Origin of the sequence: Marivirga arenosa, assembly GCF_030503875.2 — a bacterium.
In the GTDB taxonomy this organism is placed as follows: domain Bacteria; phylum Bacteroidota; class Bacteroidia; order Cytophagales; family Cyclobacteriaceae; genus Marivirga; species Marivirga arenosa.
This window is the reverse complement of record NZ_CP129968.2, coordinates 474,957-493,860: the sequence shown is the minus strand read 5'-3', so window position 1 is coordinate 493,860 and position 18,904 is coordinate 474,957. Positions and strand designations below refer to the sequence as shown.

Below are 18,904 nucleotides of genomic sequence, written 5' to 3'. Positions count from 1 at the left end.
GTTAGTAATAATTAAATAAACCAACCCTCAATCAGTTTATTTTCTATTCATACTGGATGCTTACATAATGAGAATTTTTTGCGATCGACTGCAAATAAATTTAACATGCGATTAATCATGATTGTACATAGGCAATGTAAAGCTAAATTCTGTTCCATTTCCCTCAGTACTTTCAGCCCATATCTCTCCACCATTTCTATCTACGAACTCTTTACAGATCAACAAACCTAATCCTGAGCCTTTTTCCTTATCTGTTCCCGCTGTGCTATTAATTTTTGAGATATCAAATAAAGATTCAAGCTTGTCTTTGCTCATGCCAACTCCATTATCACTTACAGACACTTTTATAAAATGCTCATTTGGCGTAGCATTAATGGTGATATTTCCTCCTCTATGGGTAAACTTTACTGCATTCGAAATCAAGTTTCTCAAAATAAGGCGTAACATATTTTCATCTGCATGTGCGCTTATACCATCTTTAGGAGAAAAATCAATGCTTATTTCTTTAGAATGCCATAGCGATTTTTTCAACTCAATTACATTAAGCATCACCTCATTTATATCTATTTTCTTCGGATCAAAACTCAACTGACCAGTTTGTGATTGGGACCAGTTTAATAAGTTTTCTAACAGAATTATACCGCTTCTTGTGGAAGAAGAAATCAAAGTAGCATACTCTTTAGCCTTGGCTATCTCATTATTTCTCAACTGCTTAAGCATAAGTTCAGAAAGGCTTTTTAAATTATTGAAGGGCCCTCTAATATCATGAGCTATAATTGAAAATAATTTATCTTTTGTGTTGTTAAGCTCGCATAATTTCTTTTCGCTCTCTTTAATAATTCGTTCGGCTTCTATTCTTTTTGTTACATCCCGAATAATCATAGAAGTACGTTTAAGCCCTTCACTATTCGTAAAGACATTACTTGTATATTCCCCTATAAACTTAATCCCTCCCTTTTTCACAAAAATCAATTCTCCTTCAACATAGCCTTCCTCTTTTCGTTTTTGCAAAGCTTTCTTTAAGGATTCTTGCGATGAATCAACTAATAAATCACGGCCCCCCTTATAAATTTCTTCTTTAGTCCAACCAAACAAATCACATCCTGCCTGATTTACAGAATGTATCCCTCCATCTGGTGAAGTAATTAATAAGGCATCAGAACTATTCTCGTAAAATAGCCTAAATATTGTTTCCTGATCGCGAACTTCTTGCTCACGCTTTTTACAGGCTTCTAATTCATTTTTTAAATGAATAACTTCCTCTTCTAATTCCTTATAATGTTGGTTAAAATCAGACATATCCTCTATTTGCTGTGAATAATTTCGGGTTGGATATAGTTTTTATCATATTGTACTAATAGCAATATATAAAATATTATGATAAAAATGCTGTAAACCAGATAGATAGATACAGAGATTGGGTTTAAAGGAAAATTACCGTTAGATTAATTTATATGAAATAGTTCTTTGGTCTTTTCAAATTATCTCATCACTGGCAAAAAAGAAATCAAAACCTTAGCTTTTGCGTGACCCGCACTTAAATACTCCATCGCTAAATCAGTTTGTTCCATTTTATATACTTTCTCAATGGATGGTTTTATTTTTCCCTTTTCGACTAAATCTGCAACAAAAGCCAAATCCTCTGAAAATGGTTTTGCTGCTACCGCTTTTATTTTCTTTTTCCCGAAAGATAAAATTTTTCCAAATAATAGCGCTTTAAAGATTTGCTTTAAACTACCTCCAACAGCAATGTATTGACCGCTTTTGCTCAACATCTGTTTACATTTTAACAGTGGGTAATTTCCGTTTATAGCTAAGATTAAATCATAGCGATCATCACGATTAAAAAGGTCTTCTTGCATATAATCGATGACTTTATCGGCTCCAAAATTATAAGATTGCTCAACCGACTTAGTACTGCAAACGGCCGTGACATCCGTTTCAAAATATTTGGCTAATTGAAGGGCGAAAGTTCCTACCCCTCCAGCAGATCCAATGATCAAAACCTTTTCTCCTTTTGAAATACCGCCTTTCCTTAAGGCCTGCAATGCGGTAGTAGCCGCAACTGGCAAAGCAGCTGCCTCCTCAAAGGATACTCCCTTTGGCTTGTGCACTAATACTGAAGTTTTAGTTGCCTTAAATTCGGCAAATCCTCCCATACCCACATCGGCTAAATCCGCTATTACTTCATCTCCAACTTTGAATTGGCTAATGCCTTTACCTACTTCTTCAACTATGCCCGAAATAGCAGATCCTAAGATGTTATGCTTAGGAACAATTCGCATTTGGATAGAGCGATAATCAGCCGCATTAGGTGAAGCACAGTGTACCTTTACCAAAACTTCGTCATCCCGAATATTTGGCTTGGGCACTTCATGAATTTGAAATTTTTGGTATGGATTTTTACGATCAAACAGGACAGCTTTCATGCAAATTAAGGTTAGTTTCCTATGAAAGTAGTTAATTTAAAGCAAAAGCAATTGAGATCATCAAAAACTATAACCTACAGTGGCAGCTGCCATAAAATGAAAATCAGAAATAATTTTTCTATATGACTTAGGTATATAATATTCCGATTTTAAATAATCTGTCTCCATAATAGGTGTAATGCCAATCCTCCACAGAAATCGACTGTCTGGTTTTTGGTACCTATATCCTAAACGAGCTGAGAAAAAAGTATCCCAACTCCAGTCTACTGCTTGGTTGTCTGCATCTCGAGTTGAAGAATAGACTTTAATTATACCTAAGCCTCCTTCTATATGGTGACTTAACCCAATCTTATAAATCTGATTAATACTCATTGGTAACCATAAATCGATAAAACCAACAAAGGGCGGATAATAAGCCATTCCAACTTGGGCAGTAGTTTTCCATTTCGACTGATCAAATATTATGCGTTCGTAATTTAAAGAATAGGCTAAACCATGGCCCCCTAGCTCTAATTGGACATTATTTTTATAGTTGAATTCCTGAGCGGATAGCTGGTTAGAAAGGGAAATTAACAGAATTAAAAATGAGAGTCTTTTCATTTTTTGTTTTAGTGGATAGATATTTGAAACGGTAGAAGATAAAGGCTATTGCATAGCTCTTATTACTTTAATTCTTAATCAATTTTTTCAGTTCTAAATTCAGGATTAACGATCTCTCCCCAAATTGCAAGAAGAAGCATTATCTGCCTTAGCTACTCATATAAAAGACTATTCCAGCGGATATTTCGAATGAGATAAACCTCTTCATATAGGGTATTCCTGAAGCAGGAGGCCTATATTTTTACGCAGGAAAGGCAAAATTTGGCGCAGGAAGGGTCATAAGTCTTGCAGGAGAGGGTCATATTCACGCAGGAAGGGGTGAAAGTGGCGCAGGAGTGCGGTTTAGTCATTTTAAAAAGCGGGTAAGTGATCTTTTCTTGCGGGTGAACGATTTTTTATAGCGGGTAAGCCATTTTTTAATGCGGTTATATCATTTTATAGCGCGGATAAATGATTTTATTGAGCGGTTAAATGATTTTATTGAGCGGTTGCGTCATTTTGGAAAGCGGTTGGGTGATTTTCGGAAGCGATTGGGTGATTTTGCTTGGCTTTCTTGAAAGCCCAACAAAAAGCTTAGCGAAATAAGTAAAAGGATGTTTTTCATGTGTTTAAATTTATTGATAGTTTTTTAGAATGATTTATTTAAAAATAAATGCCCACTATGCAGAGCATGGCGGAAACCCTAAAGCTACATTAAGTGCGGGATTTTGAAACACCATCTTGTCTGGCTTAATAAAGTTTATTAATTGTAATATGTTAACCTTATATAATTTAATCCGAATTGGCTATCGCTAAGGTTGGTGGAAGTAATAACTCTTTTCTTAATTCTGTATTAAGATTTTCCTTTGTCAACCCAACATCATTTAATAAATCCCACATCTCGCCTTTTTCTAATAATGCTAATAACTTTTCTTTTCCATACAAACGAAACGTCCTTTCACATATCAATGCACCTATCATATACGGAATTGAAGTTTCTCCGGCAAAGAATCTTTCAAAAGGTTCTAAGTGTAAGCTTAAGTCAATTTCAGGGTTCTCTGCAAGGTATGTTTTTAAGTTTTTTTTATGCCAAGTATAGCTGTACTTTCGACTGCCACCAAAATATGTAGCCATCCCTTCATTGAACAGTTGAGCTCTAGAATAATAAAAAGCAATAATATAAAGATGCATGATTTCATGAGTATAGAACTCCGAACTATTTGCTGAAAAAACTATATTCTGGCGAGCAGATAGACCTCCACCACCTTCTCTATACATAATTGGATTATAGTCGAAGCCTTTGATTTGAAATAGTTCTTTAAGGTTTGTACAAGAATAGTAGGTAATCGGTAAGGGCTCGGTATTAAAAAAGGCACTTATTTTTTCGATATCTTTTATTTGCTTTTCAGCTTCTTGTTCATTGAACTCTTTATTCGGAGAGATAACATAACTTAGACTCCCTTTCTCAATTTTCTTCCAGTCCTTTGTAAAATATTGAGTTGAATTAGAAAGAACAACGCCTGAGTCCGATTTCGTTGCCAAAATATTGTAAATATACTTTAATGTATTTTCTTCTGTAGCAGTATTATGACCTATATATGCCACTTTAATAAGTTTTTTGTTCTCCTCATCCGTGTCCACGATGTGTAACAAAGTAGGCTGATAAAAATTTGAAATACTATCTTTATCTTCAATTCTGTAAATGTCCTGATATGGAAACCAATAGGTATCAAAGTCATCTGATGACCAATATGTATTTTCATAGTTGGATTTATTTTTTGTTGACAAGAATCCGCGGAGGGTTTTAATAATTTCCTGATTTATCTGAGCTTCTTGATCAACAGTGGATGAGATAGTCAAATTAAAAGTTGATGAACTTTCTTTTTTTTCTGCCGGATTACAGCAACAACATATTAAAAGAAAAATTAGACAGGAAAATCTAGTCATATTGCTTGATTAATTTATTCTGGACGTCCAACTATCATACGTAAGCTGGACTTTTAAATATCTATAAAAGTATCTCATCGCACCAACCTTTGCAAATAACTCAGTAAGCTTATGGATGATAGTGTTTGTTGTGTATAGTAATTATTGACTTTCATTTGCAAATTGAAAAAATGATCCAATACCATATATTGGATATTTTATTTCATTAAAATTTGGTTTGAATATTTCAGAAATACTTTTTTCGTTAAGATCAAACTTTGAAGTACTATTTATTCTAATCTCCTTAAAATCTCGTTTCAAAAATCCACCAGAAGAATCAACAAACATTCTACCAGCAACAACAGCATGAATCTTACCCAGAAATGAATCTTCAAGTGATCTCACTGTATTGAGAAAATTTGCTTCCTGTTCTTTATCATATTGTCCATTTTCTATAATAACAAGGTGAAAGATTAGTGGATGAATAAGTTCATTAGGTAACTGATCTAGCTTTTTTATTATCTCTTTTTTTATTCTAGTTTCTGGTGTTTTTGATGAAAATGCTTTTAATTCAATATCAATCCTTTCCCCTTTGTATTCGACTTGAAGATCATTTTTCGCGGAACCTTTCCCAATTAAAGGTTCTAATTCTATCAACATATTCCTGTCGTGAAATTCGCTGGCATAGCATAAATGATGTTGATTTCCAGGTTGTTTTGTTATAGACCTTGTGATCTGATCTACTTTCGGGAATCCATTGAGATTATCGATAGATTTGGCTAATTCAATTAAGTAATTCCATGCTGGATCAACACAAATTGCTCCAAGAGCAGTTCTAGCCAAGTGATAACTAGGATACCAAAATGATTCGCTCTGAGGCAGGTCTGCAGCAAAGTCTACTTCTGTCTTATTTAGGTAAGTCTTAAATTGTTTTTCGATCCATTCATATGGAAATATTATTTCAAGTCTTTCCATTGCCTCTGATACAAGTTTCTTAGGAAGACCTTGCACCCAAAAGAAGTCATCATAATCAACACGTGATTTTATAAGTGGCCAGAGCCTTTTCCAGGATGAATCAGGTAGACTTAGAAGTCGATTGCGAAACGAGCAAGAGATCTTGCCCTTATCCGCTGCAGGAGGCATCAGTTCATTTAAAATCATTTTTGCTCCAGTTTCAGTCTGTTCTCCGTACCACATATTAATCGTGTTCAACATGCTGGATACCTTTTCTGTTAGTTGATCTTTAAATGATTGTGAAGTTAAATTTTGTTTATCCCTGCTAGTTAGTTTTTTTACAGTAAATGATAATTTCTCAAACTTCCAATTTCCGTTTTTGGTATGCGAAACAAAAAGCTTAAATGGAATAGTTAATTTCTTTTCATGAAGTTTACCGATAAATAGAGCGCAATTAGTGTCATTTAAACTGGTAAACTCGACTGAGTTAATTGTATATGAAATATTAAAATCGATAGTAGTTAAACCTTATTACACACAACAATTGTATAAAGTAAGTAATGTTACTTTATCCTCCATATATTGCATATAAAAAAACCATTGTTACTTTATATACACTATATTTTTTTCAACCAAGCGTCATGAGAGATGAACTCTTAAGGTTTTGGTTGTAGAGGTACCTCTAAGATAAGAGAATATAATTAGAATACATCCTTTAGCGTATAGGTTTTATCGAAAGCCATTCAATTGAAATGAGTATATTCTATTTGTCAAAGCCGTAATCTCTCTCAACTTTTGAAATTCTGGTTTTATAATGTTTATACCATTCCATACGGCCTTTATTTTGAGCTATCAGATGCTCAGAATTTTGTTTCCATTTTTTAATTGATTCTAAGTCTGTCCAATACGATACGGTTATACCGAGTTCTTCTCTAGCACTTTCTACCCCTAAAAAGCCATCTTGTTTCTCCGCTAAATGCATCATTCGCTGAGTCATTTCAGCATAGCCATGATCTACCTTAGTTCTTACAGAGCTAAAAATCACAGCATAATAAGGTGGTTTCGGTGTATTGGCTATCATAAGGCCTGTTTTTAGTTTTATTATATCTTTAATACCATCATTCTGTAATCGATTGCAAACTGCTGTCCACTTTCGCTGTCTTCAAAAAGGTATGGAAAGGCTTTATCTACTAATAAAATGGGATTAACTTCTGTATCGATGGTCTCTTTGAAGGTTTTCACTTTATCCTCAGCATCTTGCATACAGCAAATAAGTATTCCACCTTTCTTTATATTCGCTACAATTTTTTTGAGAAAACCAATTTCCTTTTCCCTGTCTTCTTTAGCAAAATGAAACATACTATCTAAAAGGATAATATCGAATTCATTAAACCCATCAAAAGAATAAATATCTCCAACTTGTCCTTCCAACTTCAGCTTTTCTGCTCTGCTAATTTCGAGCATTTGATCAATACCCACTTTAGAGTTGTCGATTCCTGTCACAACATAGCCCAAGCGTGCCAAAGCAATGGCATCTCTTCCTTGGCCACATCCTAAATCCAAAACTTTCCCTTTTTCTGGATGGTCTTGCATAAACTGAATAAGTTCAGGATAAGGTTCTCCGAAGTAATTTTCAGTCTGATAGTATTGGTCGTAGGCTACATTCATTTAGATTTACAATTTAAATGAATGTATAATATAAGCGTATTTTATGATTTTTGAAAGATAGCTTTTCTGTAAAATCCTGACCTTTGCAAGTCTAGCTAGTTACGAATAAAATAATAGGTTTTATAGCTTTATAGTAAAATAGTATTCTAAAATTCTGAAGACCACAAAGAGTCCGAAAGCGATAAGAAATTTTAGAAAAAACTTACTTTTTGTTTGTTGAATTTTTTTCGAACTCAACAGGCTTTTGAAAGCCTCAATCATTTTTTCTTTATTCATCCAAAAAATGATCAAGATCAATACTTGATACAATATAGCTGCTTTTAAGGCGCCCACATGAACGCCATAAAAAATGTCTTGAAGGATTACATTCATTAAAATGGTGCTGGTAAACAAGCCGCCAATTAGGCGAGTCGGTTTGATCAGAATTAAAATACCACCCAGCAGTTCAAAAAATCCTAGGGTGATGGCAAAGGATTTCGAATATCCGTAAAAAGCCCACATTAATTCCATTCCTGTCATTTCTGCGACTGTTTTATCCAATTCTGCCGCTCCATTAAATTGAATTAATTTCCCTCCACCGTAAAGGAACATGGCCAAAACGACAATCCAGCTTATGGCATTTTCAAATATTTCAATTTTGTCTTTTTTACTCAAGTTCATGATAAATCAATTTATGACCTATCGTGAAGATGCGTATAGGAGAATAAAGTTACTCCTAACTAAAAAATATTATGAGGATCAGTTATTTCTAGCTTAAATAGGGAGACAAATCATAGGGTAAGTACTAGCGAACTTAAGTTTCGCTTATTTTATGTTTATTGACAGTGGTTCGGATTTATCTAGCTCAAGTTTATCAAAATATTCATTCATTATATCCCAAATAGCATAATATTCTAACTCTTTTGCCCGCTCATCATTTCCCATATCCGTGTTTATAACTATATATCTGCCCGTTTTTTTCTCTTTATTAAAATACATCCAAGTCCCAACTCCTGCATCTCCGCCCGAATGGCCAATATATCCCAACGCACTATGTCCAATGAATAATGCTGGGCTATAATCTCCATTATAAGGATTCGCTGCATTTCGCGATTCAAAATTTTGTTCTTCTAATTGTTCCTTAAAAAATTCTTTATAGCTATCATTCGAAAGTAAGGTACCTGCTCCAAAATACCCTTTAATTAATTCATGGAGGTATTTTGCCATATCGCTACTTGATGAAATCAACATTCCATCGGGATAAGTTATTGCAGTATAAAAAGGTAATAGTGTATTATCATTTCTATATAATCTTGAATGCTTTTTTCTCTCTACATCTTCCAATGACCAAGCTGATGAATTCATCCCTAAAGGTTCTAAGATGTGCTCTTCCGTAAAGGAATCAAATGCTTGACCTGTTGCTTTTTCAATAATCAATGCACATAAAGTGGCCCCTATGTTTGAATAGTTATATCGTTCACCTGCTTTAAAGTTTATATAATTATCCTCTTGAAAATAATCTCCGTCTATTTCTAAATATCCTTTCAAATATTTTTCTAATGGAATATCAAGTTCAGGTGGATTTAATCTTTGGGCAGGATAAGCTGTACTTACTTTCGTTAAATCCTGATCTTTTGAAAGAATCCATGCCCGATCCATATATTGCTCAGTATCATTAATTCCGGAAGTATGAGTAGCTAATTGTCTGATTGTAATCCTCTCATTAGGATAATTAGGATTTATCACACTAAAAGGTAAAAAAGTCTGGATAGGATCATCTAAATTCAGCTTACTCAGTTCTTTTGCTTTTAATAGAGCTATACCAATTAGGGTTTTAGAAACCGAAGCAATATGCTGTATGGTGTTTTCAGTATACTTCTCTTTTGTCTCAAGATTAGCTAATCCAAAGCCTTTTTCATAGAGTACTCCGTTTTGGTCTACCATTGCAACTGCAAATCCATTTATTTGTCCATTTTTTTGAATAGAATCCAATTTTTCAGTTAATGAATTAATAACCGTTTCATTATGACTTTTTAGCTGATCAGTATTTTTATTTTGGGGGCTGCAGGATTGCATAACAAGCACAATAAAGAAGATGGAGGCGATGTTTTTCATGAGTGCTTTTTGTTAGTGGGGATTTACCTTACTAAAGATAGCAAGAATAATTGACAATAGCTTGATTGTGAGTGAGCTGCAGGGTTGCGCTTGCTGCATGCAGCACCTTCCATTTATAAAATTATAGCTAAAGCTAGCATAAGCACGGGATGCCTATAGGTATTTCAAGTCTTTAGTAATAAAGTCCTGATCTTTATTGGACACCTAAATAGTTTAGCATGCTATAGTTTCACATACCCTTACTTAAAATTGTTTAATACTGCACCCTCTTTTTTAGACTTATTCATTTTTCGCTATCTTATGACAGAAAAACGAAAACTATGCGATACATTTTCTTAATCAGCACACTATTTTTTCTAAACTCTACACTCTATGCTCAAGAAGCAGAAAAGGAAATTCTAAATAAATTACTTCACGACTTTCTCAGCGATGTGAACAATCCTCAAATGCATAACCGCTTTTGGTCTGAAGATTTGGTATACACCAGTTCAGCTGGCAAGCGCTTTGGAAAATCTACCGTCATGGATGGCTTTAAGAATGTTGATCAGGCCAGCAGCAAGGAGCAACAAACTTCCTACTCTGCAGAGGAGGTTCAAATAAGAATAATGGAGAATGTGGCCGTTGTAGCCTTTAAACTTATTGCTAAATCTGATGGAGAAGAAATAGGAAATTATTTCAATTCTGGTGTTTTTCAAAAGAAAGAGGGCATCTGGAAAGTTATTAATTGGCAGGCAACAATAGCGGAAGAATAATTGACAATAGCTTGATAGTGAACGAACTACACAGTGCCCTGATTTACATTAATTTCAAAAGGGAATTAGTAGAGCTATCCCCCTGTGCGGATTATAGAGGTGTAAACGTATTTGGCATTTCAATAGCTTAGATATTCATTAGCAACTTAAGGGGGTCTTGCCTTAAGAGTAGGCAGGTTTTATGATAAAGTTTGGGACTGTAGTTTTTCAAGGCTTTAGGCCTTTCAAAGAAGTTCTCCAGCAGCACCGCAAAAAACTCATAGTGATCTACTCCACCCACCTCTCTAAAAAATGTGGGTTCCCCAGTATTGATTTTCATCATTTCGTATTGCGCCAGATTGGAATATTCATCCCAAAGGGCCTGATCAATAAAACCAAATTCAGTATTGTGAATTCTATTCTCCAGATGTATAGCATGTGCCAGTTCGTGTATGCCTAAATTAATACCATCCGTTTCATTGGCGATACCCGAAACCAAATTCTTCCATGAAAGCACGATAATCCCAAACCTTGGGTTTACTTCTCCTTTATGGTATTGATTATTAATAGTAGAATAATAACTATCCGGATAAATCAGGATTCTCTTAAAATGAGAGAGGTAAATGCGGGGCAAGCCGAAAGTAATTTGAACACTTAAAGCTGCCACCACTACTTTCATCTCTTCGGTTACTTCTTTCATCCCTCTTGGAACAAAGCTTTTGGCCGCAATAAACTGACTCACTCGCCACATAAACTCCCGCTGATGCTTGTGCTTCAATTTCCTGAAATAAGGAGAATACTTTTTCAGTTTTCTCACTTGATCTTGGTTCAGGCGACTGAAACTATAAAGGCCAAAATAATTTAACGTTAGCCTCACAACATCCCTTATAGTTTTAAATAAAAGCCCGAATATTAATCCTATTAATGTTAACAGGATTAAATATGCTATGATATCAAAAAACAAAACTTAAGGCAGAAAATCAGGTTTGTCCAACTTATTATTTATTCTGTAGGCAGCATTTACAAGGCCAACATGGCTATAGGCTTGCGGGAAGTTCCCCCACATAGAACCATCCGTTGATTTAACATCTTCACTCAACAAACCAACATGATTAGAATAGCCAATAATTTCTTCAAAGGCTTCCATGGCTTCTTCCGTTCTTCCTACGCAAGCCAAGGCTTCCGCATACCAAAAAGCACAAATCAAGAAAGTAGTCTCTGGTTCGCCAAAATCATCAGCATGCTTGTATCGATAAAAGAGGCCTTTACCCACTCTTAAATCTTCCTCCAATGCTTTTAAATGATCTTTCGCTTTCTGACTTCCATGAGGAATATAATTCATCATAATCAACTGCAAGGTACTGGCATCCATTCTTTCTACGCCCTCAGCTTGGGCATAGGCTTTTCGGCTAGGGGCATAACATTTCTCTAAATGAGCGGCTGCTTGTTTCAGTAATTTCTCTGCTTTTTTTCCTAAATCAGGATCTCCAATTTCATGGGCAATTTTAACAGCTGCATGGCTTCCTGCCCATTGGAAAAGGTGAGTATAAGCGTGCTTCTGCTTCAGGTTTCTAAATTCCCATAAACCGGCATCCGCCTCATCTATGGTGTATTCAATCTTATCCAAAATGGTTTTTAATAGATAGGCCGATTGCGATTTCTCCATATTGGCAAAACGCTTATCGGTATAAAGCGGAAGAATCGCCAATAAAATCTGACCATACACATCATTCTGAATATGAGTATAGGCATCATTCCCCACTCTCACCGGTTGGTTGCCCATATAACCTGGTAAGTCCAGTTCTTTTTCTACTATAGTGCCTTCGCCTACTAAATTATAAAGTGGCTGCACTCTTTCCTTACCCCGCATCGGAATATTGGTGAGGTAAAGGAAGTAATTTTCCATCTCTTCAAAGTGACCAATGTTATTAAAAGCCGTAAGCGTATAATAGGTGTCGCGCATCCAGCAATAACGATAATCCCAGTTCCGCGTGCTCCCTGGTGATTCTGGTAAGGACATGGTTGGCGAAGCAATAATACCCCCTGTATCTTCATACTGGTGAATTTTCAGGGCTAAAGAAGACCGGATCACTTCTTCCTGATAATGCTGACCAATACTGGTTGACTTTACCCAGTTTTGCCAGTAGGCAACGGTTTTGCTAATGAAGTTTTCAGCTGTTTCATTTAATTCTGCTTCCAAAGGAGCCCCGTAGGTCATGACCATATAGCGCGTTTTGGTCAAAACAAATGGGCTGCTATCCATCACCATATTAATCGGAATATTGGTGGTAAGCCTTAAAGTTTCAGGCAAACCAAAGTAGCGAATATGGCTACTCCCTCTTTCTCTTTTCAATTTCTTTTGTCCGTAGTCTCCTACAGGGTCACATACTACTCTTAATTGCGGCAAACCATTGAGCGGTTCAATTTTCCTAATGAGCATCTGCGGGCGATAGTAGCGATCAAACTGTCTGAAGCGAGGAGCACAGTCCGTGATTTTATAGGCATATTCGTCCGTTTCAACTATGGTTTCTAACACATTTGTATTCGGAATATACGATTGGGTAATCTTATACTTTTCAGAAGTAGGCTTGATAGAAAACTCTCCTCCTTTTTCACCTCCAATTAGGCTCCCAAAAATGAAGGAACTATCAAAGCGAGGCATACACATCCATTTAATGTCTGTGTCTTTACCAATTAACGCCAGATAGGCGCAGTTTCCAATCATTCCGAGGTCGTAGCTGTGTCTTTCCTGCATATTATATATTCTTAAAGAGCTATTTTAATTCATGTATTTAAAATCAATAGGGATTTGTACTTAATTGTTTATTTGCCATAAACAATATCACCCAAATTGGCATCAAAATTTTCTATTGCATCCTTTATTAATCGTATCGCTTCCAAGTAAAAATCTGGGTTAACCTTATCTGGAGTATCGGTAATTTTATGATAATCAGCATGGTCATCTACCCCAAAATAAACAAAAGGAATTTTTGCATTGTGAAAAGGTGCATGATCCGAAGAGTTTACCCAATTTGGCTTTTTCTTAGGTTCATCTCTACCAAATAGAAGTTTAATGCTTTTGTCTTCAGCTGCATCTTTGAGCATAGGTTTTAAATAGGGAGTGAAATAAGTGCCTACTGCATAAATTTCATTTTTATCGCCACGGCTTACCATATCTAAATTCACATTCATCTTAATTCTGTTGGTATCTACCACTACTGACTGCATAAAATATTTTGCTCCCTGAAGACCTTTTTCCTCAGCGTCAAAAAATGCAAAAAGTATATTATTATCTGGTTGATTTGCTCTAAAGTGTTCGGCTAAAGCCAATAAAGCTACTGTTCCGCTGGCATTATCATCTGCCCCGTTGAATATTTTTGTGCTGTCTTCCATCCCAACATGATCGTAATGTGCCGAAACTACTATATAATTCTTTCCAGTAAAGCCTTCAATAAAGCCTAAAATATTTTCCCCTGGAATGGAGTCTTTCCCAAAAATAAAGGACTGAATATAGTCAGGAACATAGGCGGAAACACCTAACTTTTGTAATCTATTTACAATATATTTTCTTGCAATAGCATTTCCAGTTGTATTCGTTTCTCTTCCCTCTAATGAATCAGAAGCGAGAAAAAATAAATCATTCATAACTTTTGAAGAGTCAGGAAATACCTTTACAGAATCCCTCTGGCTATAGCCCTGATGGGCCATCAAGATTAATAAAATTAAAAAACAATATTTAATTGATTTCATCAAAGCTTTATCATTTAATAGAATTAGCATTTTTAGCTAAAGAATAAATTTATAGATAATGGCGTTAAGATTCAGCCGATTAGTCAAAAATCTTTAATTTTCGTCCGAAATTAATTCTATGAGAAACTGTATATTTTCACTTTTATTCCTTTTTATGTGTTTTAGAGGCATTTCACAAGATGATTTTCCTTTTTTAACAAAAACGGATCAGCTCCCAAAAGACCTATTAAGTAAAAGAGCAGTCGTTTTTATGAATATCAATTCGTTAAACTGGGAAAAGGAAGCTCAAATTATACATAATAATTTTGTTGAAATTGGCGTAGATGCAGTTGCCTATTATTCATTATCCGATATCATGTCAGGAGAAGATGCTACTAAAGCTTTTTACTCAGATATTACAGATAGAAGCATAGAAAATATGCTAATTGTCCATCAGATGGATAGCGGTTTTGCCTTGTACGCTACCAAAATTCCAGAAGAAGGCGGCTTCTTTCAAAATGGAATGAAAGCATTTTACCTACAGGATAAAACCTTAAAAGAATTAGGATCACAGTTGCGTACTTTAGTGAATAAGTCAGGACTTGAAAGAGAAAACTTTTTAATAATAGATGTTCCTGAAACATTTAAGAAGACACGCGTAATTAAATCCCGAAGAGTTGAAAATTTCAATCCTGATATCCGAATAGATAAATTAGCAGTACCAAAATTCACCGAAAGTATAATGCTGGACATGGATGTAGACCAAGCAAATATGGCATTAGATTCAATCATGGAAAATTATTATCCGTTCGAATATGGATTAGTTGAACCTGGAATGACTGCAGAGGAAATGATTTCTCAAGGTTATTTAATGGTACTAAAAAAACTACAGAATAATGGAGAAAGCCTGAGAAGAATGCTAGGCTATGATTTATCAGAGGAAGAAACCATACTGATATCCATTAGAAAAGGACCCAATGAAGAAGTCATGAAATACCGAATCGATCAGCAGGTTCATAAATATTATGTTCAACAACTTTATACCAAAGATATTTATTTGGGTGAAGAATGGGATGCAGGACAAAGCTGGCAAGAGGCTTTATTTAATCATATTGAAAATTTAAAAGCCAAATTAAAGCGTTAAGGCATGGGATTTGATAAAACCATTTCAAACAAATTTTATGGATATGAAAAAGATCAGTATATTAATTCTCGCTTTAATTATAGCGTTTTCCACTTATGCTCAGGATTCAAATAATGCTTTAAGAACTATAAAAGTAACAGGAATTGCGGAAGATGAAATCAAGCCTGACATCCTCTATTTCAGCATTTCGCTTAAAGAATATAAATTAAATTCAGGCAGTAAATTTCTGATCAGTGGCTTGGAAGATCAATTAATTAAAGCAGTAGAAAATGCTGGAATTGATCAGGAAAACCTGAAAGTTGAAAATGTATATGGATATAATTACGATTGGAAAGAAAAAAATAATAAAGACTTTCTAGCTAAAAAACAGTTTCAGCTTAAGCTCACTGATGTTGATAAACTCAATCAGATATTATCTGAAATTGATCCTAAAGGAATTGAGTACGCTAGAATAACGCAATATACTCACTCTAATATCAATGAACTGAATCAAAACCTTCAAGTAGAAGCCGTTAAAAATGCAAAGGCTAAGGCTGAAGTATTATTAGAGCCCTTAGGAGAAAAGTTAGGAAAAGTAATTGAAATGAGTGAAAATCAAAGAGACTTTCAACCAATCTATTATAAGTCTGTTTCAAATAACAGAATGCTTGCGGCTTCAAGCGAAAATTCATCTATAATTTCTGATTTAGATTTTAAAAACATAAAATTAAAAGCTGAAGTACATATTGTCTTTTCTATTCAATAATTTATAAATAAGCTTATATATTGCGGCTAATTAAAATTAACGACTATCATGCAACCTATTCAAATTAGCAGTTTCAAAGAATTTAAGGCCTATGAAGGAAAAGAACTAGGGGTTTCTGATTGGCATACGATTGATCAAGAACAAGTAAATAAATTTGCAGATGCTACTATTGATCACCAATGGATTCATATTGATGAAGAGAGAGCAGCAAAAAGTCAATTTGGGGGAACAATTGCGCATGGTTACTTAACATTATCTTTAGCTCCATATTTATGGGAGCAGATTGCTAATGTTACTAACTTGAAAATGATGATAAATTACGGTATTGAGAAATTGAAATTCAATCAAGCCGTTAAGGTAGGCTCAGCCGTTAGACTAAAAGCTAAACTTAATTCTATCGTAGACTTAAGAGGGGTGAGTAAAGCCCAGATTGATATCGTTATGGAGATAAAAGATGAGAAAAAGCCAGCATATAGCGCTTCGTTAATCTTTTTATATCATTTCAATTAATCCTTTGGGAATTAATGGCAGAAATTATCGTTGATTAAACAGTAGCTTCTATTTTGCTATCTTTTTCTACTTCTTGAGTAGCGTAAGTAGGGCAGGTTCTTTGCGCACAAGCTGAAGCGAATAAGATTAATCCTGAAATTGCTGCGAATAATTTAATTGACTTTTTCATTTTTGGTTCCTGTTTTTAAGTTATGTTTCAAATTTAGGTTGATAATAATTTATAAAAAAGGCGCTTTGTTAAATAAGTTACTTCTGATGTAATAATAGTTCCTAGTGAAAGCATAATCGATAAACTAATATATTTTATCAATAAACACCCTAAATAGATAGATTAAATAAATAATAAGATGCTATTTCGCTGTAAGTTTAAAAATTTTACTGTAGCTACATGAATAAAGTTTACATTTGTGTCTAAAATAATACATCAAATAAGGTGTTTCATTAACGAATCAAATAGGTGAAGACGTATATTTTTAATTTATATAAGTAGAAACTGCCAATAACTGTATTTTTGAATTAATAGTAAACATGAAAAAATTATTCCCATATCTGTTTTTGTCATTTTTTATCATTGCTTGTGGCTCTGATAAAGAAAATAAGCAAAAAGAAAACCTTACTACTAAGAGAAAAGACCTTCAAGTTCCAAGCTTTAATCAATCTAGAGCCTATCAATATGTAGCAGATCAAGTGGCATTCGGCCCAAGAGTACCCAACACAAAACCTCATAGGCTCACTAAAGAATATATTATTAATCAATTAGACAGTGCTGGCGCTAAAGTGCAAACTCAAGATTTTGAAGCGGAAACGTATGATGGTGAGATATGGAATTTAAGTAATATTATCGCTTCTGTGGATCCTGCTAAGAAAAAAAGAATACTTTTAGCTGCACACTGGGATAGTCGTAAAATAGCTGACAAGGATACAGAAAGAAAAAACGAACCAATAGATGGGGCGAATGATGGCGCTAGTGGTGTTGGCGTAATTTTGGAAATAGCTAAAACCATTCAGGAAACAAAAAATAAACCGGAAATTGGAATAGATATTATTTTATTTGATGGAGAAGATAATGGTGAGCCATACGGTATGGCAAGTAATGATCCATCCAAAACATGGTGGTGTTTAGGTTCTCAACATTGGAGTAAGAATAAGCATGTACCAGGTTATTCTGCCTATTATGGGATTTTACTAGATATGGTGGGAGCTAAAGATGCTCAGTTTCATAAAGAGGGTTATTCAATGAAATATGCTCCTTCTATAGTTGATAAGGTTTGGGATACTTCAGCAGAAATTGGCTATGGAAGATTCTTTGTTAATAATAGAGTAGGGCCTATTACAGATGATCATTATTTTGTGAACGAGTTTGGAAAAATTCCCATGATTGATATTATTGCGCATGACCCCAATTCAGATCAGTTTTTTCCATCGTACCATCACACCCATAACGATAATATGGAGATAATATCAAAAGAAACTTTAAAGGCTGTAGGCCAAACTTTATTACAAGTGATTTACGAAGAATAGTTTCTAAAAAAATAACATGCTCAATATTCCACTAAGCATAATGACTTTACAGAAATTGCTAAGGAAGTGGTAATGCTTAACAGTATCGGCTAATCTTAATTTATGAACAAAGAAGATTACGAATAAGGTTAAGCCAGAGAAGTAAAAATATAAAATGTCGTTTTCCAGAAACTCGGTCATGTAGAATATCAAGAAATAGAAAGCGGCTATTAAAACATAAACCAGCAGCTTCGTTTTTCTTAATCCCCAGATAATAGGTAAGGTTTTGCAGCCATAATTAGCATCTCCCTGCCAATCTTCCATGTCTTTAATGATTTCACGGATAAGACTTATTGCAAAAGCAAAAAGTGCATAAGTATGAACCAAAATAGGTTTCTGACCAAAGTAAATCGTAATGATTGATATGGAAAGCCCAGTTAATAATGCTACTATGAAGTTACCTATAAAGGGTAATCTTTTAAGCTGATTGGAATATAACCACAAGAAAAAAGCAGCAATAAAATGAATCCCTGCTATTTTAGGATCTAAAAAACCACCCATAATGATAGCTGCGAAATTTAAAAAGGTATGCCAAAATAAAACGACCCTTCTTTTAATTACTTTGCCAACAATAACTTTATCGGGTTTATTGATGTAATCAATTTTTACATCATAATAATCATTGATGATGTAGCCAGCGGCTGCTAAAAATACAGTACTCAAGCTCAGTAGGAATAACTCTAGGTTAAATATAGAAATTCCTTCTAGTAAGAATAATGCAGTTAAATACTGTGTCAGGACTATGATGATCAAATTCTGGACACGAATAAGCCTTACAAAACCAGGGAAAGAAAAGTTTTTAGGCAATTGTGGTGTCATTTGATAGTCTTGGTTA

The 18,904-nt window shown here is 34.6% G+C and carries 19 protein-coding genes; 5 read left to right on the top strand and 14 right to left on the bottom strand.

Annotated elements, in window-relative coordinates; all coding sequences use genetic code 11:
• Positions 1 to 111 precede the first annotated feature (111 nt).
• The 9 genes from QYS47_RS02190 to QYS47_RS02150 form a co-directional block, all read right to left on the bottom strand.
• The gene (locus QYS47_RS02190; protein WP_322347562.1) at positions 112 to 1,299 is read right to left on the bottom strand and encodes a PAS domain-containing sensor histidine kinase; all 1,188 of its coding nucleotides are present in this window, start codon (positions 1,297 to 1,299) and stop codon (positions 112 to 114) included.
• Positions 1,300 to 1,481: 182 nt separating this feature from the next.
• A complete protein-coding gene (locus QYS47_RS02185; protein WP_322347561.1) occupies positions 1,482 to 2,429 on the bottom strand; it encodes an NAD(P)-dependent alcohol dehydrogenase in 948 nt (315 codons plus the stop codon).
• 60 nt (positions 2,430 to 2,489) lie between these two features.
• Positions 2,490 to 3,029: a hypothetical protein gene (locus tag QYS47_RS02180; protein WP_302128240.1), complete on the bottom strand. Its 540-nt coding sequence runs from the start codon at positions 3,027 to 3,029 to the stop codon at positions 2,490 to 2,492.
• A gap of 771 nt (positions 3,030 to 3,800) precedes the next feature.
• Positions 3,801 to 4,796: a hypothetical protein gene (locus tag QYS47_RS02175; RefSeq protein ID WP_322347560.1), complete on the bottom strand. Its 996-nt coding sequence runs from the start codon at positions 4,794 to 4,796 to the stop codon at positions 3,801 to 3,803.
• 300 nt (positions 4,797 to 5,096) lie between these two features.
• Positions 5,097 to 6,131 (bottom strand): hypothetical protein, encoded by a 1,035-nt coding sequence (locus tag QYS47_RS02170; RefSeq protein WP_322347559.1) that lies wholly within the window; start codon positions 6,129 to 6,131, stop codon positions 5,097 to 5,099.
• Between the two features lie 520 nt (positions 6,132 to 6,651).
• Positions 6,652 to 6,969 carry an antibiotic biosynthesis monooxygenase family protein gene (locus QYS47_RS02165; protein ID WP_322347558.1) on the bottom strand — a complete coding sequence of 106 codons (318 nt, stop codon included), beginning with the start codon at positions 6,967 to 6,969 and terminating at the stop codon, positions 6,652 to 6,654.
• 20 nt (positions 6,970 to 6,989) lie between these two features.
• Complete coding sequence (locus tag QYS47_RS02160; RefSeq protein WP_322347557.1) at positions 6,990 to 7,556, bottom strand: class I SAM-dependent methyltransferase; 567 nt, start codon at positions 7,554 to 7,556, stop codon at positions 6,990 to 6,992.
• 120 nt (positions 7,557 to 7,676) lie between these two features.
• The gene (locus QYS47_RS02155) at positions 7,677 to 8,216 is read right to left on the bottom strand and encodes a hypothetical protein (RefSeq protein ID WP_302128248.1); all 540 of its coding nucleotides are present in this window, start codon (positions 8,214 to 8,216) and stop codon (positions 7,677 to 7,679) included.
• A 144-nt stretch (positions 8,217 to 8,360) separates the two neighbouring features.
• Complete coding sequence (locus QYS47_RS02150) at positions 8,361 to 9,650, bottom strand: serine hydrolase domain-containing protein (protein WP_322347556.1); 1,290 nt, start codon at positions 9,648 to 9,650, stop codon at positions 8,361 to 8,363.
• A gap of 320 nt (positions 9,651 to 9,970) precedes the next feature.
• Here QYS47_RS02150 and QYS47_RS02145 point away from each other — a divergent pair, with 320 nt between their 5' ends.
• A complete protein-coding gene (locus QYS47_RS02145) occupies positions 9,971 to 10,402 on the top strand; it encodes a nuclear transport factor 2 family protein (RefSeq protein WP_322347555.1) in 432 nt (143 codons plus the stop codon).
• A gap of 127 nt (positions 10,403 to 10,529) precedes the next feature.
• Here the strand turns inward: QYS47_RS02145 and QYS47_RS02140 are convergent, their stop codons facing one another.
• The 3 genes from QYS47_RS02140 to QYS47_RS02130 all read right to left on the bottom strand — a co-directional run bounded on the left by QYS47_RS02140 (position 10,530) and on the right by QYS47_RS02130 (position 14,089).
• Positions 10,530 to 11,198, bottom strand: coding sequence for a zinc-dependent peptidase (locus QYS47_RS02140; RefSeq protein ID WP_407660351.1), 669 nt, complete (start codon positions 11,196 to 11,198; stop codon positions 10,530 to 10,532).
• Positions 11,199 to 11,348: 150 nt separating this feature from the next.
• Positions 11,349 to 13,136 (bottom strand): glycoside hydrolase family 15 protein, encoded by a 1,788-nt coding sequence (locus QYS47_RS02135; protein ID WP_308357985.1) that lies wholly within the window; start codon positions 13,134 to 13,136, stop codon positions 11,349 to 11,351.
• A gap of 68 nt (positions 13,137 to 13,204) precedes the next feature.
• Positions 13,205 to 14,089: a M20/M25/M40 family metallo-hydrolase gene (locus tag QYS47_RS02130; protein ID WP_322348413.1), complete on the bottom strand. Its 885-nt coding sequence runs from the start codon at positions 14,087 to 14,089 to the stop codon at positions 13,205 to 13,207.
• Positions 14,090 to 14,249: 160 nt separating this feature from the next.
• Between QYS47_RS02130 and QYS47_RS02125 the strand changes: the two genes are divergently transcribed.
• Genes QYS47_RS02125 through QYS47_RS02115 form a run of 3 tightly spaced genes read left to right on the top strand, consistent with a single transcriptional unit; the run spans position 14,250 to position 16,509 of the window.
• Positions 14,250 to 15,254 (top strand): hypothetical protein, encoded by a 1,005-nt coding sequence (locus QYS47_RS02125; protein ID WP_322347554.1) that lies wholly within the window; start codon positions 14,250 to 14,252, stop codon positions 15,252 to 15,254.
• A 43-nt stretch (positions 15,255 to 15,297) separates the two neighbouring features.
• Complete coding sequence (locus tag QYS47_RS02120; protein WP_322347553.1) at positions 15,298 to 15,999, top strand: SIMPL domain-containing protein; 702 nt, start codon at positions 15,298 to 15,300, stop codon at positions 15,997 to 15,999.
• A 48-nt stretch (positions 16,000 to 16,047) separates the two neighbouring features.
• Positions 16,048 to 16,509, top strand: a complete 462-nt coding sequence (locus tag QYS47_RS02115) for a MaoC family dehydratase (protein ID WP_302128258.1) — start codon at positions 16,048 to 16,050, stop codon at positions 16,507 to 16,509.
• A gap of 34 nt (positions 16,510 to 16,543) precedes the next feature.
• On the opposite strand, the gene QYS47_RS02110 is transcribed toward QYS47_RS02115, so the two are convergent.
• Positions 16,544 to 16,678, bottom strand: coding sequence for a hypothetical protein (locus QYS47_RS02110; protein ID WP_302102982.1), 135 nt, complete (start codon positions 16,676 to 16,678; stop codon positions 16,544 to 16,546).
• A 359-nt stretch (positions 16,679 to 17,037) separates the two neighbouring features.
• On the opposite strand from QYS47_RS02110, the gene QYS47_RS02105 reads away from it, so the two are divergent.
• Positions 17,038 to 18,030, top strand: a complete 993-nt coding sequence (locus tag QYS47_RS02105; RefSeq protein ID WP_322347552.1) for a M28 family peptidase — start codon at positions 17,038 to 17,040, stop codon at positions 18,028 to 18,030.
• Positions 18,031 to 18,033: 3 nt separating this feature from the next.
• Here QYS47_RS02105 and QYS47_RS02100 read toward each other — a convergent pair whose 3' ends face one another.
• Entirely contained in the window at positions 18,034 to 18,888 is an 855-nt protein-coding gene (locus tag QYS47_RS02100) for a geranylgeranylglycerol-phosphate geranylgeranyltransferase (protein WP_302128260.1), read from the bottom strand.
• Between the last annotated feature and the right edge of the window lie 16 nt (positions 18,889 to 18,904).

Coding starts and splice junctions, on each gene's coding strand:
- QYS47_RS02155 (WP_302128248.1), bottom strand. CDS start 8,216: ATGAACTTGAGTAAAAAAGACAAAATTGAAATATTTGAAAATGCCATA.
- QYS47_RS02125 (WP_322347554.1), top strand. CDS start 14,250: ATGAGAAACTGTATATTTTCACTTTTATTCCTTTTTATGTGTTTTAGA.
- QYS47_RS02150 (WP_322347556.1), bottom strand. CDS start 9,650: ATGAAAAACATCGCCTCCATCTTCTTTATTGTGCTTGTTATGCAATCC.
- QYS47_RS02100 (WP_302128260.1), bottom strand. CDS start 18,888: ATGACACCACAATTGCCTAAAAACTTTTCTTTCCCTGGTTTTGTAAGG.
- QYS47_RS02145 (WP_322347555.1), top strand. CDS start 9,971: ATGCGATACATTTTCTTAATCAGCACACTATTTTTTCTAAACTCTACA.
- QYS47_RS02135 (WP_308357985.1), bottom strand. CDS start 13,136: ATGCAGGAAAGACACAGCTACGACCTCGGAATGATTGGAAACTGCGCC.
- QYS47_RS02130 (WP_322348413.1), bottom strand. CDS start 14,089: ATGGCCCATCAGGGCTATAGCCAGAGGGATTCTGTAAAGGTATTTCCT.
- QYS47_RS02190 (WP_322347562.1), bottom strand. CDS start 1,299: ATGTCTGATTTTAACCAACATTATAAGGAATTAGAAGAGGAAGTTATT.
- QYS47_RS02180 (WP_302128240.1), bottom strand. CDS start 3,029: ATGAAAAGACTCTCATTTTTAATTCTGTTAATTTCCCTTTCTAACCAG.
- QYS47_RS02105 (WP_322347552.1), top strand. CDS start 17,038: ATGAAAAAATTATTCCCATATCTGTTTTTGTCATTTTTTATCATTGCT.
- QYS47_RS02165 (WP_322347558.1), bottom strand. CDS start 6,969: ATGATAGCCAATACACCGAAACCACCTTATTATGCTGTGATTTTTAGC.
- QYS47_RS02110 (WP_302102982.1), bottom strand. CDS start 16,678: ATGAAAAAGTCAATTAAATTATTCGCAGCAATTTCAGGATTAATCTTA.
- QYS47_RS02170 (WP_322347559.1), bottom strand. CDS start 6,131: ATGTGGTACGGAGAACAGACTGAAACTGGAGCAAAAATGATTTTAAAT.
- QYS47_RS02160 (WP_322347557.1), bottom strand. CDS start 7,556: ATGAATGTAGCCTACGACCAATACTATCAGACTGAAAATTACTTCGGA.
- QYS47_RS02185 (WP_322347561.1), bottom strand. CDS start 2,429: ATGAAAGCTGTCCTGTTTGATCGTAAAAATCCATACCAAAAATTTCAA.
- QYS47_RS02115 (WP_302128258.1), top strand. CDS start 16,048: ATGCAACCTATTCAAATTAGCAGTTTCAAAGAATTTAAGGCCTATGAA.
- QYS47_RS02120 (WP_322347553.1), top strand. CDS start 15,298: ATGAAAAAGATCAGTATATTAATTCTCGCTTTAATTATAGCGTTTTCC.